Genomic DNA, 13,736 nt, shown 5'->3' on the forward strand with positions numbered 1-13,736 from the left:
GTGGTTGTACCGCCGCCAACGAGTATGGGAAGTGGGAGGTTTATATACTATCACGGAACCAGACACGTGTATGGAACGGAGGCGCGCCTGGTTCAGCACCCGCATCGCCATCCTGTTGACACTGTCAGTGGCGTTGCTCTCCTTCGCGACTGGCGTGGCGAACATCGCGACGCCGACGGTCGTGCCGGGACCGCTCAGTCCCTACGTCCCCGACGCTGTCCAGGAGACGGCCGGGTTCACGGGCGCACTGACCGGATTCCTCCTGCTCGTCGGCGTGCTCGGCCTCAGGCGGGGGCTCGAAGCCGGGTGGATATTGACGATGGTGCTGCTGCCGCTTACTGCCGCACAGGGCCTCCTCCAGTCGAACTCGCTGTCGCTGCCGCTGGTGGCGCTCTCGTTGCTCGCACTCCCCGTCGTCGGGCTTCACCGAAAGCGATTCACCCAGGAAATTTCGCTTTCGACGACCCAACTCGGGGCGGTCGCCGCCATCGTCGGGGCGCAGATTTACGGCACCGTCGGGACGTTCGCCCTGCGCGAGCAGTTCACCGGCATCAACAACCTCGTCGATGCCTTCTACTTCACCCTGGTAACCGCGAGCACGGTCGGCTACGGTGACGCCTCCCCCGCGACGCCCGTCGCCCGTCTGTTCGGCATGACGGTCATCGTCATCGGCACCGCCAGTTTCGCAATCGCCCTCGGGTCCGTCCTCGGCCCCGCCATCGAAGCGCGCTTCTCACGAGCACTTGGTATCATGAGCGAATCACAACTCGCAACCCTCGAAAACCACGTCGTCGTCCTCGGCTACGGCGAACTGACCGAACCGATTTTAGAAGAACTGCAGACGACCTCCGAGTTCGTGGTCGTCGTCCCGGACAAGGAACACACCACAGACCTCTCAGACCGGGGCTACAAGGTGTTGACCGGTGAACCTTCCGACGAACCCGTCCTCGAACGCGTCGGCATCGACCGCGCGAAGGCGGTGGTCGCGGCGACCAACTCCGACGCGGAGGACGCCCTCTCGATTCTCACCGCGCGGCAGTTGAATCCCGACATCAACATCGTCGCCGCCGCCACCGAACGCGAGAACATCCAGAAACTGAAACGCGCCGGTGCGGACACCGTCATCAGTCCGGCGGTCATCGGCGGCCACCTGCTCGTCCAGTCCGCCCTCGGTCAGCGGGGCATGGAGGCGTTCGCAGACCGCATCCTCGACGTAGACGAAAAGAACAATAACGTCTAATCGAACGTCGGGAGCGGGTGTTTACCCCGATCGACGATGGCCACGTCGCAGTCGAGGTCCTGAATCCGCTCGAACGTCGGCGGGGAGATGAGCCGTGAGGCCGCAGACCGGTCGGTGCTCGCCCCGAGGAAGACGAGGTCGTACTGACTGGCGTTCGCCGTGAGGAAATCCTCTATCTTCGACCGCGAGACGCGCGTCTCCAGATTCCCCTCGAAGGCGTCGACGAGGTCAGCGAGCATATTCTCAGCCTCCCGGCGCTGCTCGCGGGCGGTGATGCAGTGGGCCACGCTCACCCGTCCCGTCCGCCCGGTGAGCCGCAGCGCGAAGTCGATCATGGCGTGGCCCACGTCGCTCGGGCTGCGGATGGGAACGAGAATGCGTCGCCAGCGCGACCGCCCACCGCTCGAACGGTGAACCGCCACGTCCACCTCGCTGCGAAACAGGGTCCGGATGAACGGCGAGAGCGCCCCGTGACGTTCTTCGTACGGCGAGACGATGAGGTCGCAGTTGGTGGACCGAGCGGTCTGGATGACCGTCTGGGCGGGGGTGTTGCCGTCCACCGCGACCACGACTTCGACGGGCACGCCGACTTTCGTCTTGAGACGATTGGCGCGGGCTTCGAGGCGCGTCGCGGCCTCGGAAGCGGCTTTCGTCTCGGCCTGTTCTGCGATGGATTCCTCGTCTGCCTCCTCTGTGAGCGCGGTCACGTCGCGTTCGTCGACGAGTTGGGCTTCCGCCTCGGCGAGGGCTGCGTCGTCCACGATATCGAGCAACACCACCTTTCCGGCGTCGTGGGCGGCGGCGAGGCGGGCTCCGAACATCGCGGTGGCGACCTGTGCCTCTCCGCGCATCGGGACGAGGACGTGGTCGTCACCCTTCGTCGATTGGTAGAGATAGCGGGCGCGGCGGTGGTAGAACTGCTCTTTCCAGAAGACGAACACGAGCGCGACGAGCGAACTCGAGAGGGCGACGGAGATGACGTAATCGAGCTGTGTGGAGCCGGTGACCAGCGCGAGTAGGGCGGTTGAAAACGCGGAGGGTTCCTCGATGTCGAACACCCACGTCGCGACGCCAGTGAGGAAGATGCCGATGGCGGCGCTCGTCGCGCTGACGGAGCGCCCGGTCGGCGGCATTTCGAGAAAGCCGAGTACCGCGATCTCGAGGGCGACCCAGCCACAGAGCGCGCCGATGGTGAGTCCGGCGACGAACTTCCCGGGTTTCGAATACTTGCCTTCGGGGTCGGCAAAGAGGGTGTAGGTCCCGGCGGCGAGTGGCGGAAACAGCAGGAAGGATAGTTGGGCGACCGAGTTCGAGATGGCGGTGACGAGAGCGATGAGCAGCGGGACGAGAATGATAACCGTCAGATGAATTAGGTTTCGGGTGCCCTCCATCCAGCGCCTGAGGTCGCGCATCTGGCGGCGTTCGAGGCGCTGGAGGCGAGCGTAGTAGGTGGAGAGGCGGCGGCGCACCTGAGAGCGCATGGCCGCACGTTCGAAAGTGAGTGAGAAAGGCGTTTCCTTACAGGGAGGTGGTCGCCGTGAGCGCGATGCGGATAGCGCGCTCGACGTTGTTCTTCGCCTTGTCGGGGAGTTCCTCACCCTCGGTTTCGCCCTTCTGGGTGCCCTCGACGAGGTTGCCGTCGACGGTGCAGATTGCGCCGGCGCGAAGGCCCTTGCGACGGGCGAGCGTGAATACGGCCGCAGCTTCCATCTCGACGGAGAGGAGGTTCGCGGCTTCCCACGCCTCGACGAACTCGTCGGTTTCCGCGTAGAACGCGTCGTCGGAGGCGATTGGGCCGACGTGAACGTCTTCGTCGTTTGCCTCGGCGGCGTTCACGAGTTCCGAGAGCACGTCGAAGTCGGGGACGGCGGGGAATTCGACGTCCTCGTAGCGTTTGGAGGTGCCCTCGTTTTTCGCCGCCCCGGTCGCGACGATCATGTCGCCGATTTCGATGCCGCGCTGGAGTGCGCCGGTAGTGCCGACGCGGATGAACGTCTCGACGCCGACGCGAGAGAGTTCCTCGACGGCAATGGCGGCGGATGGACAGCCAATCCCTGTCGAGCAGATGGTGAGTTCTCGGCCCTCGAACTCGGCGTTTACGACCTTGTACTCGCGGTTCTCGGCGACGAGTTCGACGTTCTCACACTGGCTCGCGATGCGGTCTACGCGGCCCGGGTCGCCGGGGATGAGCGCGATGTCGTGGACGTCGCCTTCGGAGACGAGGAGGTGGGGCTGTTTTGCCATAGTCGCAGTTCACGAGGCGACGGCAAAAATACGGCGGATTCACGCCTCGTGGTCGGCGAGGAACGCTCGGACGCGCGCTGGAGAGAGCGAGGTGCGCGCCCCGGACTGTTGGCTGGCGAGTGCGCCACACGCCGCAGCGAATTCGAGTGACGCAGGAAGTAGTTTACCCGCAAGTTGTGCGTGGATGAACCCCGCAGCGAACGCATCACCCGCCCCAGTCGAATCGGTGGTTTCGACGTCGAACCCGGCGTGAGAGGCGAGTTTACCGTCCGTGATGAGTTGTGCCCCGCCCGCACCGAACTTGGTGACGACGACGCGGTCTGGGGTGTCGAGGTCGAACTTGTCCTCGGCTTGCTCGGCTTCGTATCGGTTGAGCAGGAGGTAATCAACGTGCGGGAGCGTGGCCGAGAAGTCGCGGTCGACCACGCGGCGACCGGGGTCGAAACTGACCGGGATGCCTGCCTCGGCGGCGAGTTGGGCGATGTGGGCGGCCGTGTCGGGGCGCTGGCTCGTGAGGTGGATGTGGTCGGCGCTTCGGACGTACTCGGGGTCTACGTCGTCGGGTGTGACGGCTTCGTTCGCCCCCTTGTTTCCGAGCACCATCACCTCGCCCGTCGGGTCCACGATGAGGTACTTGACCGCGGTTTCGCCCGCCACAGTAAGCAGGTGTGAGAGGTCGAGGCCTGCGTTGGTGAGTTCCTCGCGTGCGTCACGCCCGTTCTCGTCGGTGCCGACGCTGCCGATGAGGCCCACGTCGGTGCCGAGCCCGGTGAGCGCGACAGCCGTGTTCGCCGCGCTGCCGCCGCCGGCCCTGAGTTGGGACTCGATGAGGGCCTCGCCGTCGGGTTCGGGGAGGCGGTCTACGCGCAATGTCAGGTCCCAGTTTACGTGACCGGCACAGATGACGCGAGGCATTTCCAGCCTCAGTTCGGGGGCCGTCACAAAAAAGTCTGCTCACCCGAGGACGGTGAACAGCAACAGGTTGTGCGCGCCGGGACCGAGGCCCACGGCGGCGACCAGCGCGAGCAGGAGGTAACCCTCACGGGGTCGGTCGCGCACCGATTCGGCGAGGAAGGTGACGACGACGGTCGCGAGGGCGATTTTCACGAGGACGAACAACCAAACGGTTCCGAGCACCTCGGCGGTTGGTAACGCGGCGGCGAACTCGATGATGGCCCGCGACAGTGGCGTCTGCTCGCCGAAGTTGAGTGCGTCGATGCCGACGGCGGTCGAAACCCCGTCGAGCGTGTGGGCGAAGACGACGAGTGCGCCCGCGCTTCCCGTCGTCTTCGTGATGTCGGGAAGACCGACGCGCACGCCGGCCCAGACAAGCGTCGCGAGGATAACGGAGACGACGAGACCCACTGCCGGCCAGAACAGCATGAGTCCTGATGAACTGCCGATGGCGAGGGTCGCGCCCGCGACGAGGACGACGCCGAGGAGTCCAGTTGCGGCGAGGAGGCCGGGTGCAGCACGCAGCGACCACTCGTCTGCAGGTCGCCCCGCCACGAGCGCCCAGATAGCCCCGGCGATGACGAACGTCGAACCGTAGACGGTCGGAGAACTGAAAAACGGTGCAATCGCCTGCGGGAGGCCCTCTATCTGGTAGAGGACGTAGAGACTCGACCCCACGACCATCCACGGGGCGAACGCGACGACGACCTTCCGCGTAACCGGCGGTTTTCGTCGGTAGAGCGCGCCCGCGACGGCGAGAAGGGCGACGAAGAGAACCACGAGTACGGGGAGCGGTGGAATCGAAAAGCCGTCCGGAAGTACCATAGCGAAAATCGCGGCCGGAAGGAGTAAACCCGTTGCGGTCTCTCAGGGCGATTCCCACGGGTTCGTCACGCGCTCGCCGAACAGTTCGCGCATGAGGATGACGATGCTCTCGGGTGGGAACTGGCCGCGTTCGGTGACGATGGCGTCAACATACCGCGGCGGGGTCACGTCGAACGCCGGATTCTCGACGCGGATGGTCCCAATCTCGGCGCGGTCGGCTTCGGAGATGACCTCGCCCGCGTCGCGCTCCTCGATTTCGACGGTGTGTCCCGTCATCGTCGCCGGGTGGAGTTTGATGGTCTGGGCGGCGACCATCACCTGCGTGCCCATGTCGCGGGCGTTCACGGCGAGGCCGCTGGTGCCGATTTTGTTGATGACCGACCCATCTGCGGCGATGCTGTCCGCGCCGACGAGGACGTGGTCTACCTCGTTCAGGTAGTGGCGCGCAGCGTTGTCCACGATGAGCGTCACGTCCACGCCGAGTTCGGTGAGTTCGTGGGCCGTGATATGGCCCTGGTTGCGGGGTCGGGTCTCGCGTACGTACGCGGTGAGTTCTTTTCCCTCCTCGACGGCGGCCCGGACGCAGGCAACTACGTCCGTCGAGTGGCAGTGAGTCATGATGGTGTCGCCGTCCCGGAGGCGGTTGCCGCCGAAGCGACCGAGTTCGTCCTGGGCGTGGGCTAGCTGATCGAGGAAGGCGGTAACGCGGCGGTCGACCGTCGCGCGAAGGTCTTCGACCGTGTCGCCGTGAAGGTCGTTCAGGACGTACCGGAGGGCGTTGGGAAGGCTGACTGCCGTCGGTCGGGTGTCGTGGAGGACGCGGGCAGCGACGCGCATCTCCGAGCGAAACTCCTCGGGCGAACTCGCGGTGCTCGCCGCGGCCTGCGCCCCGAGCGCGCGGGCAGCAGCACCCGCGATGGTCGCCGCCCCCCGGATTTCCATCTCCGCGATGGCGGTGGCCGTCTCCGTCACTTCCGCGTGAAGTGTGTCAGGCGCGTTCATGTCACATACTTGGCTCCCCGAGCGGAAAAGTCGATGGGGCGTTTTTTAATCCGGCAGATATTGTGGTGTGTTATGAACGCAGCCCGTCTCGCCTCGATGATCGACCACACGGTCCTCGGGCCGGAGACCACCTTCGACGACGTGCGGACCGTCCTCGACGACGCCCAGAAGTACGGAATGAACGTCTGTATCCCGCCGTGCTACATCGACGAAGCGAGCGAATACGCCCCCGACCTCACGCTCGCCACCGTCGTCGGGTTCCCCCACGGCCAGAACACGACCACCGCCAAACGCGACGAAGCCGAGGACGCCTGGAACGCAGGCGCAGACGAGATCGACATGGTCATCAACATCGGCCGACTGAAGGCCGGCGAGTACGACGCCGTCCGCCACGACATCGCGGAAGTCGTCGCCGCCGTCCCACTCCCCGTGAAGGTCATCATCGAGACGGCCCTGCTCTCAGACGAGGAGAAACACAAGGCCTGCGAGTTGGCGAAAGAGGCAGACGCGGCCTACGTGAAAACCTCGACCGGGTTCGCAGACGGCGGCGCGACGGTCCCCGACGTCGAACTGATGGCCGAGTACCTCCCCGTCAAGGCGAGCGGCGGCGTCGGCAACTGGGACGAGGCGAAGGCGATGATTGAAGCGGGCGCAGAGCGCATCGGCGCGTCTTCTGGTGTGGCAATCATGGAATCGTTCCTCGAGTCGCAGATGTAATCCCGGTTCTATCCGGCCGAACCGTTTTGCAGGTATTAGCTCGTAGACACGTCTATGCAAGACGCTGTCATCGTCGATGGAGTTCGCACACCGTTCGGCAAGCGCGGCGGGTCGCTCAAGGACCTCCATCCGCAGGACCTCGCGGCGAAACCCCTCGAAGCCCTCGAATCGCGCAACGACTTCGACCCGACACTAATCGAGGACGTCATCTACGGCTGTGTCACCCCGGTCGACGAACAGGGACTGAACATCGGTCGCCTCGCGCCGATGGTGGCGGGGTGGGGTGACGGCGTCCCCGGCGTCCAGTTGAACCGCATGTGTGGCTCCGGCCAGCAGGCCGTGAACTTCGCCGCCGCGAACATCATGTCCGGGATGCACGACGTGCTCGTCGCGGGTGGCGTCGAACACATGACTCGCGTCCCGCTCGGGAGCGACGGGCAGTCGGTCACGGACACCTACTTCCAGCACTTCGACGAATTGACGACGCAGGGCGAGGGCGCCGAGCGTATCGCAGCGCAGTGGGGCTTCTCCCGCGAGGACGTAGACCGTCTCGCCGTCTCCTCCCAACAGCGCTGGGGGCAGGCGAACGAGAAAGGCCGGTTCGACTCCCAACTCGTGCCCGTCGAGACGGAAGTCGACGGGGAGCCGGTCACCCTCGAAACGGACGAACATCCTCGACCCGGAACCGACCAGGAGACACTCGGTGGTCTGCCCCTTTCCTTCCGCGAAGAGGGCAATGGCGTGCTTCACGCCGGGAATTCCTCAGGTATCGTCGACGGGTCGAGTGCGCTCTTGCTCGCGAGCGAGGAAGCCGCCGAAGAACACGGCTGGGAGCCAATGGCGCGAATCGTCGAATCCACGGTCGTGGGCGTAGATCCCATCACCATGCTCACCGGCCCGATTCCGGCGACGGAGGAGGTTCTCGAAACGGCGGACATGGAAATCGACGACATCGACCTGTTCGAGGTCAACGAGGCGTTCGCCTCCGTCGCACTCGCGTGGCTCGAGGAGACGGGTGCAGACTGGAACAAGACGAACGTCAATGGCGGCGCAATCGCCCACGGCCACCCGCTCGGCGCGACTGGTGCGGCGCTCATCACGAAACTGGTTCACGAACTGGAGCGGACAGATGGACGGTACGGCCTCTGTACGATGTGTATCGGCTTCGGACAGGGAATCGCCACCATCGTCGAACGGGTCTGAGCGTCCCGTCGAATCCGTCGCGCTTTTGCCTGCCCGGGCGTTAGCGTCCGCAAGCGAATGGCCCGCTATCACATCGAGACGTACGGGTGTACCTCCAATCAGGGCGAGAGCCGCCTCATCGAGCAGGCGCTCCGCGACGGGGGACACTATCGCGCAGACGGCCCCGAGGACGCCGACGTCGCGATTCTCAACACCTGTACGGTCGTCGAGAAGACCGAACGCAACATGATTCGGCGGGCGGAGGAACTCCAGTCTACGACCGCAGACCTCATCGTCACGGGCTGTATGGCGCTCGCACAGGGCGAAGAGTTCCAAAACGCCGGCATCGACGCACAGATTCTCCACTGGGACGAGGTTCCAACGGCCGTCTTGAACGGCGAGTGTCCGACGCCGACGCCCGACTCGAAACCGATTCTCGATGGCGTCATCGGCATCCTGCCTATCGCCCGTGGCTGCATGAGCAACTGCTCGTACTGTATCACGAAGTTCGCGACGGGCAAAATCGACTCTCCCTCCGTCGAAGAGAACGTCCGCAAGGCCCGCGCGCTCGTCCACGCAGGGGCGAAGGAGATTCGAATCACCGGCCAGGACACAGGTGTCTACGGCTGGGACAAGGGCGAACGCCAACTGCACACGCTGCTCGACGAAATCTGCCAGATTGAGGGCGACTTCCGCGTCCGTGTCGGGATGGCGAACCCGAAGGGCGTCCACGGCATTCAGGAAGAACTCGCCGAGGTGTTCGAAAAGCACGACAAGCTCTACAACTTCCTCCACGCCCCCGTCCAGAGTGGGTCGAACGACGTGCTCGGCGACATGCGCCGCCAGCACCAGGTCGAAGAGTACGTCGAAGTCGTCAAGACGTTCGACGAGTATCTCGACTACTGGACCCTCTCGACCGACTTCATCGTCGGGTTCCCGACGGAGACGGACGCAGACCACCAGATGAGCATGGCGCTCCTGCGCGAGACGCGCCCCGAGAAGGTGAACATCACCCGCTTCTCGAAGCGCCCCGGCACGGACGCTGCGAAGCTAAAGGGCCTTGGTGGAACCCTGAAGAAGGAACGCTCGAAGGAGATGTCTACCGCGAAACACGAAATCGTCGGCGAGGCCTACGAGGCGATGGTCGGCACGGTCCAGCGCGACTGTCTCGTCGTCGAAGAGGGGACAGGCGATTCCGTGAAGTGTCGCGACCCGGCGTACCGGCAAATCATCGTCCAGAACGCCACCGAACACGGCATCGAACCCGGCGACTTCGTGGACGTCGAAGTCACGGGTCACCAGACCGTCTACGCCTTCGGGAAGCCGCTGTAAGCACCGATTAATTCAGGATTTTCCGCCGTCGAAGCGCCTGAGCAAGCGGTTCGTCTCGTCGTCTTCTTTCCACTCGCCGAGTTCCTTCGGGTCGATGTGGACGAACACGTCGTCCACCTGTGCGATGTCGCGAATCGAATTGACGACAGCCGTCTCGATGTCGTGTGCCTCCATCAGCGTCAGGTCACCTTCGACCTCGATGTGGAGACTCACGTCGATTTCCGGCCCGACGTAGTGGGCGACGACGTCGTGGGCCCCCGACACCTGCGGGTGGGCGAGCGCGCGCCGGAGGATTTCGATGCGTAACTCCTCAGGCGGGGCCGCGCCGACGAGGTAGGCCACGTTGTCACGGACGATTTCGACGCCCGTGTAGAGGATGCCGAATGAGACGAGCCCGGCCGCGAGCGGGTCGAGCAGCGGGTACCCAAGCGACGCCCCGATGACCCCGGCGAGTGCAGCGCTCGCGGTGAGGATGTCGTTGCGGTTGTCGAGCGCCGTCGCCGTGACCGCGGGCGAGTTGTACTTCGACCCCACGTCCATGCAGTAGCGATACAGCCCGAATTTGATGACCGCCGCCCCCGAAAGGACGGCGATTGCCGCTGGGCCGGCGGGGGGACTCGTGGTCCCGGCGGCGACGGTCGTAATCGACCGCGCGAGGATGAGCACCCCCGCGACGAAGATGCCGATGGCGATGACGAGCGAGACGAACGGCTCGATGCGCTCGTGGCCGTGGGGGTGTTCGAAGTCAGGAGGCTGGGTCGTGAGATAGAGCCCACCGAGGACGACCGCCGAGTAGACGGCATCCGCGAGGCTGTTTACCGCTTCAGAGCCGACGGCGAGCGACCCAGTGACGTACCACACCGCCGCTTTCGCGACCACGAGAAGCAGGTTCACCCCGAGAACGACGAGGCCAACCCGGCGGACGGCGGCGGTGCGGGACATGGAGTCGAGTTTGGCGATGGGAGCGTAAAGTGGCTTCGCCGTTTGCGTGGCGTGTTACTCGATGACGACCGGGCCGTTCTCCCGCTCGACCCGGGTTCCGTCCTGTTCGGCGAAGGCGTCGTGGAGGTGGTCGTAGGTTTCGTCCAGGGCCTCGACGATGACCTTGGTGTCGCTCACGATGGGCATGAAGTTGGTGTCGCCACCCCACCGGGGGACGACGTGGGTGTGGAGGTGGTCGCCGATTGACCCGCCAGCGGCGGGGCCAAGGTTGAGCCCGGCGTTGAATCCCTGGACCCCGCCCATCGCCACCTCCAGTGCCTCGAAGGTACGCTGTTTGAGTCGGGCGTGGTCGAGTAGTTCGTCGTCGGTGAGGTCGCCGTAGTCGCCAGTGTGTTTTCGCGGAATGACCATCACGTGACCCGGATTGTAGGGGTAGTTGTTGAGCAGGACGAACGAGTGGTCGGTGGTCGCGACGACCAGATTCTCCCGGGCGTTCCCCCGGGTCGGGAGGTCACAGAAGACACACCCATCCACGTCCTCGTTTTTGTCCGGGCGTTTGATCCACTCGATTCGCCACGGAGCGAAGAGCTGGTCCATATCGCAGGGTGCTCCGCGAAAACGGTTAAATCTACGGCAGACAGCGCCCGTACGGCGGTTGTTGGGTGTCACCTGCACACGCAAGCAACCCCTATAAAACTATTACGACCATAGGTTCTTTAATCACCCCCAAAACACGCTTAGATTGGGTTGTGAACGCTCTACAACGCTTAGAAACGTTCGTTCACCCAATTCGACCCCCGTATGGCGAAAAACCGTCTGAAACGACGTGCAACAGATTGGGGTTTTTATGCTCCCTCCGAGCACAGTACGAACTACGATGTCAACCCAGAACCGAACCCCCGGTGACATGACCGAAGATTGCGACGCGTGCGGTCGCGCAACTCCCCACAAAGTCGCGCTGAAGCTCCTCACCGAGAGCGACAAACCGGAAAACGCGAAGTTCTCACGCGAGCCCTACCGCGTGAGCACGTGTCTGAACTGCGGGCACGAGACGAGTCTGCGGATGAACAACGCGTAACACGGCCTCCCCCGCTGATATCGCGGCCTTCCCCCTCATTCCTCCATCCGGGCGAGATTACGCAGTGGTAATCTCGCACCCATCTTCCGTGACGATGACCGTGTGTTCCTTCTGACTGACGAGATAGCCGTCTGCTTCCTTCAACACCGGATAGCCGTGGACGATGCCGTTGCGCTTCAGGCGGCGCAGCGCCATCTCGGCGCGGTCGGTGTCGAGCCACCGCGTCGCGAAGGGCAGGGTCTTGAACTCGGTCGTTATCTGTTCGAGCGCGTCGCGAGCCTGGCGGTTGCGAATCGGGCGCTCGTGTTCGAGTGAGAAAATTTGTTCTTTACTTCCTTCGTGAACCTTCCCGCTGCCATCGGTTGCGAACGGTTCGATGGCGACCACGTCACCGACCTGTAGTTCGACGCCCGTCGAGACGGCGCGGTTCGGGATGGTTGGCTGGGTGTGTTGCTCCCAGTGGTCGAGGCCGTGACCCGTGAGGTTCACTACGGGGTTGAACCCGTAGCTCTTGATGACGTCCTCGATTTCAGCCCCGATTTCGCCCGTCGAGACCCCGGGCTCGACGAGGTCGAGCGCGGCTTCGAGCGCCTGCTCCGGAGCTTCCTTGAGTTCGGTGTGCCCGGACAGGTCCACAGTAATCGCGGTGTCCGCGAGCCAGCCATCGACGTGGACGCCGATGTCGAGGTTGATCATCTCCTCGCCGAACACCGACTCGTCGTCGATTTTCGGCGTCGCGTGGGCGGCCTCCTCGTCGATGCTGATGTTGACGGGGAACGCCGGCTTCCCGCCCAGTTCGCGGATACGGTCCTCCGCGTACTCGGCGACTTCGAGGTGGCCGACGCCGACGTCGACTTTGTCCGCCGTCTCGTCTCGCACCTGGGCCAGAATCTTGCCTGCCTCGCGGTGTTTCTCGTACTTCTCAGAAGAAAGGTCGATGTCGCTCATACCGGCACTTGGCCGGAATGATGCAAAGGGTTTGCGACTACTGTTCCTCGACCCACGAACAGTCGTGGCACGTCAACAACCCCTGCACGTTGAGCAGCGCGCCCCCACAGTCTGGGCACGCTGTCCGCTGTTCCCCTCGTTCAATGGTCAACTGAGCCATTGAAGAACGTATGGAATTCGTCGATAATAAAAATAGTTCTCGTCGTTCGTCGAACGTCTCAGTCAGCGGAGTTTCAGCTGAAAGCAAGCGCCGTTGTCGAGCACATTTCTCCGAATTGAACCGACTATTTGCTCGCCCGGCTCACCTGCATCGCCTCGGTGTTGAACGCGCTCCCGGCGTTGCCGTCCGCGTCGAGGACGATGATTCCGGCTTCGCTCGCGGTCGCTTCTGCGAGTTCGTCGATTGCCGAGTTCGCCGCCTCCTGTGGCTCGTGTCCCGCTTCGAGCAATTGAACTGCTCGCCGGGTAAGCGTGACTTTCGCGATGTCTTCGCCCGCCCCGGTAGCACTCGCGCCGCCAGCGGGCGTCACGTAGAACCCACTCCCGATTTGCGGAACGTCCCCCACGCGACCGGCGAGCGCGAGCCAGCGGCCTCCGGTCGAGGTGGCCGTGGCGACGCGGCCCTCGTGGACGGCGACTGCGCCCACGGTGTCGTGGTCCCACTGGTTCGGCTCGATTTCCGCACCGCTACCTTCTCCGAATTTGTCGGTTATCCAGTCGAGTTGCCCGCGCAGGTCCGTGTGTTCGGGGACGGCTTCGAGTGTATCCCACCTTTTCCGCGAGTTCTCCGTCCAGAGGTCCACGTCCGTCTCGATGTCGAAGGCATCGGCGAGGTCTACCGCGTGAACACCCGAAACGAGAACGTGGGGCGTCTCTGCCATGACCACCCGCGCCACGTCCACGGCGTGTTCGACGCCGGGCATCGCGGCGGCCGCTCCCGCCTCGTACTCGTCGGTCATGATGCCCGCGTCGGTGCGGACGATGCCGTCTGACTGCACTGCCCCGCCGACGCCCGCGTTGAACCGGGACGACGATTCGAGGACGTTGATGGCCGCGACGACTGCAGAAACGGGGTCGGCGGTCGCTACGCCCGCGTCTGCCGCTTCGTCGAGGACCTGCTGGCGAAGTTCGGGTTCGTCGGGGGCGCTTCCCGCGCCGCCGTGGACGATGACGTGCATTGGTTCTCTCAGGTGGGGCGCGCCATTTGGTGGTATCGGTCCGGCGACTGGCGCGGTTCGAACCGCGGCTCCACCAATTCTGATAAACGCACCG

Annotated in this window: 14 protein-coding genes; 5 read left to right on the forward strand and 9 right to left on the reverse strand. The window is 64.2% G+C overall.

Features of this window, described 5'->3' with window-relative positions; genetic code table 11:
- Positions 1-70: 70 nt before the first annotated feature.
- A complete protein-coding gene (locus tag P0648_RS14660; RefSeq protein ID WP_277504484.1) occupies positions 71-1,240 on the forward strand; it encodes an NAD-binding protein in 1,170 nt (389 codons plus the stop codon).
- On the opposite strand, the gene P0648_RS14665 is transcribed toward P0648_RS14660, so the two are convergent.
- Genes P0648_RS14665 through P0648_RS14685 form a run of 5 tightly spaced genes read right to left on the reverse strand, consistent with a single transcriptional unit; the run spans position 1,237 to position 6,265 of the window.
- On the reverse strand, positions 1,237-2,721 hold the full coding sequence (locus P0648_RS14665; RefSeq protein WP_276246519.1) for an HPP family protein: 1,485 nt from the start codon (positions 2,719-2,721) through the stop codon (positions 1,237-1,239). The two genes, P0648_RS14660 and P0648_RS14665, sit on opposite strands and share 4 nt — an antisense overlap.
- Positions 2,722-2,758: 37 nt before the next feature.
- Positions 2,759-3,484, reverse strand: a complete 726-nt coding sequence (locus P0648_RS14670; protein WP_276246518.1) for a nucleoside phosphorylase — start codon at positions 3,482-3,484, stop codon at positions 2,759-2,761.
- Between the two features lie 39 nt (positions 3,485-3,523).
- Complete coding sequence (locus P0648_RS14675) at positions 3,524-4,399, reverse strand: carbohydrate kinase family protein (RefSeq protein WP_277504485.1); 876 nt, start codon at positions 4,397-4,399, stop codon at positions 3,524-3,526.
- Between the two features lie 39 nt (positions 4,400-4,438).
- On the reverse strand, positions 4,439-5,263 hold the full coding sequence (locus tag P0648_RS14680; protein WP_277504486.1) for a DUF63 family protein: 825 nt from the start codon (positions 5,261-5,263) through the stop codon (positions 4,439-4,441).
- 42 nt (positions 5,264-5,305) lie between these two features.
- On the reverse strand, positions 5,306-6,265 hold the full coding sequence (locus tag P0648_RS14685) for a ribose 1,5-bisphosphate isomerase (RefSeq protein WP_277504488.1): 960 nt from the start codon (positions 6,263-6,265) through the stop codon (positions 5,306-5,308).
- 72 nt (positions 6,266-6,337) lie between these two features.
- Here P0648_RS14685 and deoC point away from each other — a divergent pair, with 72 nt between their 5' ends.
- The 3 genes from deoC to P0648_RS14700 are packed head-to-tail and all read left to right on the forward strand — an operon-like array spanning position 6,338 to position 9,496.
- The gene (gene deoC / locus P0648_RS14690; RefSeq protein ID WP_277504489.1) at positions 6,338-6,982 is read left to right on the forward strand and encodes a deoxyribose-phosphate aldolase; all 645 of its coding nucleotides are present in this window, start codon (positions 6,338-6,340) and stop codon (positions 6,980-6,982) included.
- Positions 6,983-7,036: 54 nt separating this feature from the next.
- Positions 7,037-8,185, forward strand: coding sequence for a thiolase family protein (locus P0648_RS14695; RefSeq protein ID WP_276246512.1), 1,149 nt, complete (start codon positions 7,037-7,039; stop codon positions 8,183-8,185).
- A 57-nt stretch (positions 8,186-8,242) separates the two neighbouring features.
- Complete coding sequence (locus tag P0648_RS14700; protein WP_277504492.1) at positions 8,243-9,496, forward strand: tRNA (N(6)-L-threonylcarbamoyladenosine(37)-C(2))-methylthiotransferase; 1,254 nt, start codon at positions 8,243-8,245, stop codon at positions 9,494-9,496.
- Between the two features lie 12 nt (positions 9,497-9,508).
- Here the strand turns inward: P0648_RS14700 and P0648_RS14705 are convergent, their stop codons facing one another.
- Positions 9,509-10,438, reverse strand: coding sequence for a cation diffusion facilitator family transporter (locus P0648_RS14705; protein ID WP_276246510.1), 930 nt, complete (start codon positions 10,436-10,438; stop codon positions 9,509-9,511).
- Positions 10,439-10,492: 54 nt separating this feature from the next.
- Positions 10,493-11,035 carry an HIT domain-containing protein gene (locus P0648_RS14710; RefSeq protein WP_277504493.1) on the reverse strand — a complete coding sequence of 181 codons (543 nt, stop codon included), beginning with the start codon at positions 11,033-11,035 and terminating at the stop codon, positions 10,493-10,495.
- Between the two features lie 280 nt (positions 11,036-11,315).
- Here P0648_RS14710 and P0648_RS14715 point away from each other — a divergent pair, with 280 nt between their 5' ends.
- On the forward strand, positions 11,316-11,516 hold the full coding sequence (locus tag P0648_RS14715) for a hypothetical protein (RefSeq protein ID WP_276246508.1): 201 nt from the start codon (positions 11,316-11,318) through the stop codon (positions 11,514-11,516).
- Positions 11,517-11,573: 57 nt separating this feature from the next.
- Here P0648_RS14715 and map read toward each other — a convergent pair whose 3' ends face one another.
- The gene (gene map / locus P0648_RS14720) at positions 11,574-12,464 is read right to left on the reverse strand and encodes a type II methionyl aminopeptidase (RefSeq protein ID WP_276246507.1); all 891 of its coding nucleotides are present in this window, start codon (positions 12,462-12,464) and stop codon (positions 11,574-11,576) included.
- A 284-nt stretch (positions 12,465-12,748) separates the two neighbouring features.
- Entirely contained in the window at positions 12,749-13,642 is an 894-nt protein-coding gene (locus tag P0648_RS14725) for an isoaspartyl peptidase/L-asparaginase (RefSeq protein WP_277504496.1), read from the reverse strand.
- Positions 13,643-13,736 lie beyond the last annotated feature (94 nt).

It is taken from the genome of Haladaptatus sp. DYSN1, from assembly GCF_029489995.1.
Taxonomy (GTDB): Archaea; Halobacteriota; Halobacteria; order Halobacteriales; family Halococcaceae; genus QDMS2.

What these genes read in the sequence shown, in the direction of transcription:
- P0648_RS14660 (WP_277504484.1), top strand. Translation starts at nt 71, where the DNA reads ATGGAACGGAGGCGCGCCTGGTTCAGCACCCGCATCGCCATCCTGTTG.
- P0648_RS14665 (WP_276246519.1), bottom strand. Translation starts at nt 2,721, where the DNA reads ATGCGCTCTCAGGTGCGCCGCCGCCTCTCCACCTACTACGCTCGCCTC.
- P0648_RS14670 (WP_276246518.1), bottom strand. Translation starts at nt 3,484, where the DNA reads ATGGCAAAACAGCCCCACCTCCTCGTCTCCGAAGGCGACGTCCACGAC.
- P0648_RS14675 (WP_277504485.1), bottom strand. Translation starts at nt 4,399, where the DNA reads ATGCCTCGCGTCATCTGTGCCGGTCACGTAAACTGGGACCTGACATTG.
- P0648_RS14680 (WP_277504486.1), bottom strand. Translation starts at nt 5,263, where the DNA reads ATGGTACTTCCGGACGGCTTTTCGATTCCACCGCTCCCCGTACTCGTG.
- P0648_RS14685 (WP_277504488.1), bottom strand. Translation starts at nt 6,265, where the DNA reads ATGAACGCGCCTGACACACTTCACGCGGAAGTGACGGAGACGGCCACC.
- deoC (WP_277504489.1), top strand. Translation starts at nt 6,338, where the DNA reads ATGAACGCAGCCCGTCTCGCCTCGATGATCGACCACACGGTCCTCGGG.
- P0648_RS14695 (WP_276246512.1), top strand. Translation starts at nt 7,037, where the DNA reads ATGCAAGACGCTGTCATCGTCGATGGAGTTCGCACACCGTTCGGCAAG.
- P0648_RS14700 (WP_277504492.1), top strand. Translation starts at nt 8,243, where the DNA reads ATGGCCCGCTATCACATCGAGACGTACGGGTGTACCTCCAATCAGGGC.
- P0648_RS14705 (WP_276246510.1), bottom strand. Translation starts at nt 10,438, where the DNA reads ATGTCCCGCACCGCCGCCGTCCGCCGGGTTGGCCTCGTCGTTCTCGGG.
- P0648_RS14710 (WP_277504493.1), bottom strand. Translation starts at nt 11,035, where the DNA reads ATGGACCAGCTCTTCGCTCCGTGGCGAATCGAGTGGATCAAACGCCCG.
- P0648_RS14715 (WP_276246508.1), top strand. Translation starts at nt 11,316, where the DNA reads ATGTCAACCCAGAACCGAACCCCCGGTGACATGACCGAAGATTGCGAC.
- map (WP_276246507.1), bottom strand. Translation starts at nt 12,464, where the DNA reads ATGAGCGACATCGACCTTTCTTCTGAGAAGTACGAGAAACACCGCGAG.
- P0648_RS14725 (WP_277504496.1), bottom strand. Translation starts at nt 13,642, where the DNA reads ATGCACGTCATCGTCCACGGCGGCGCGGGAAGCGCCCCCGACGAACCC.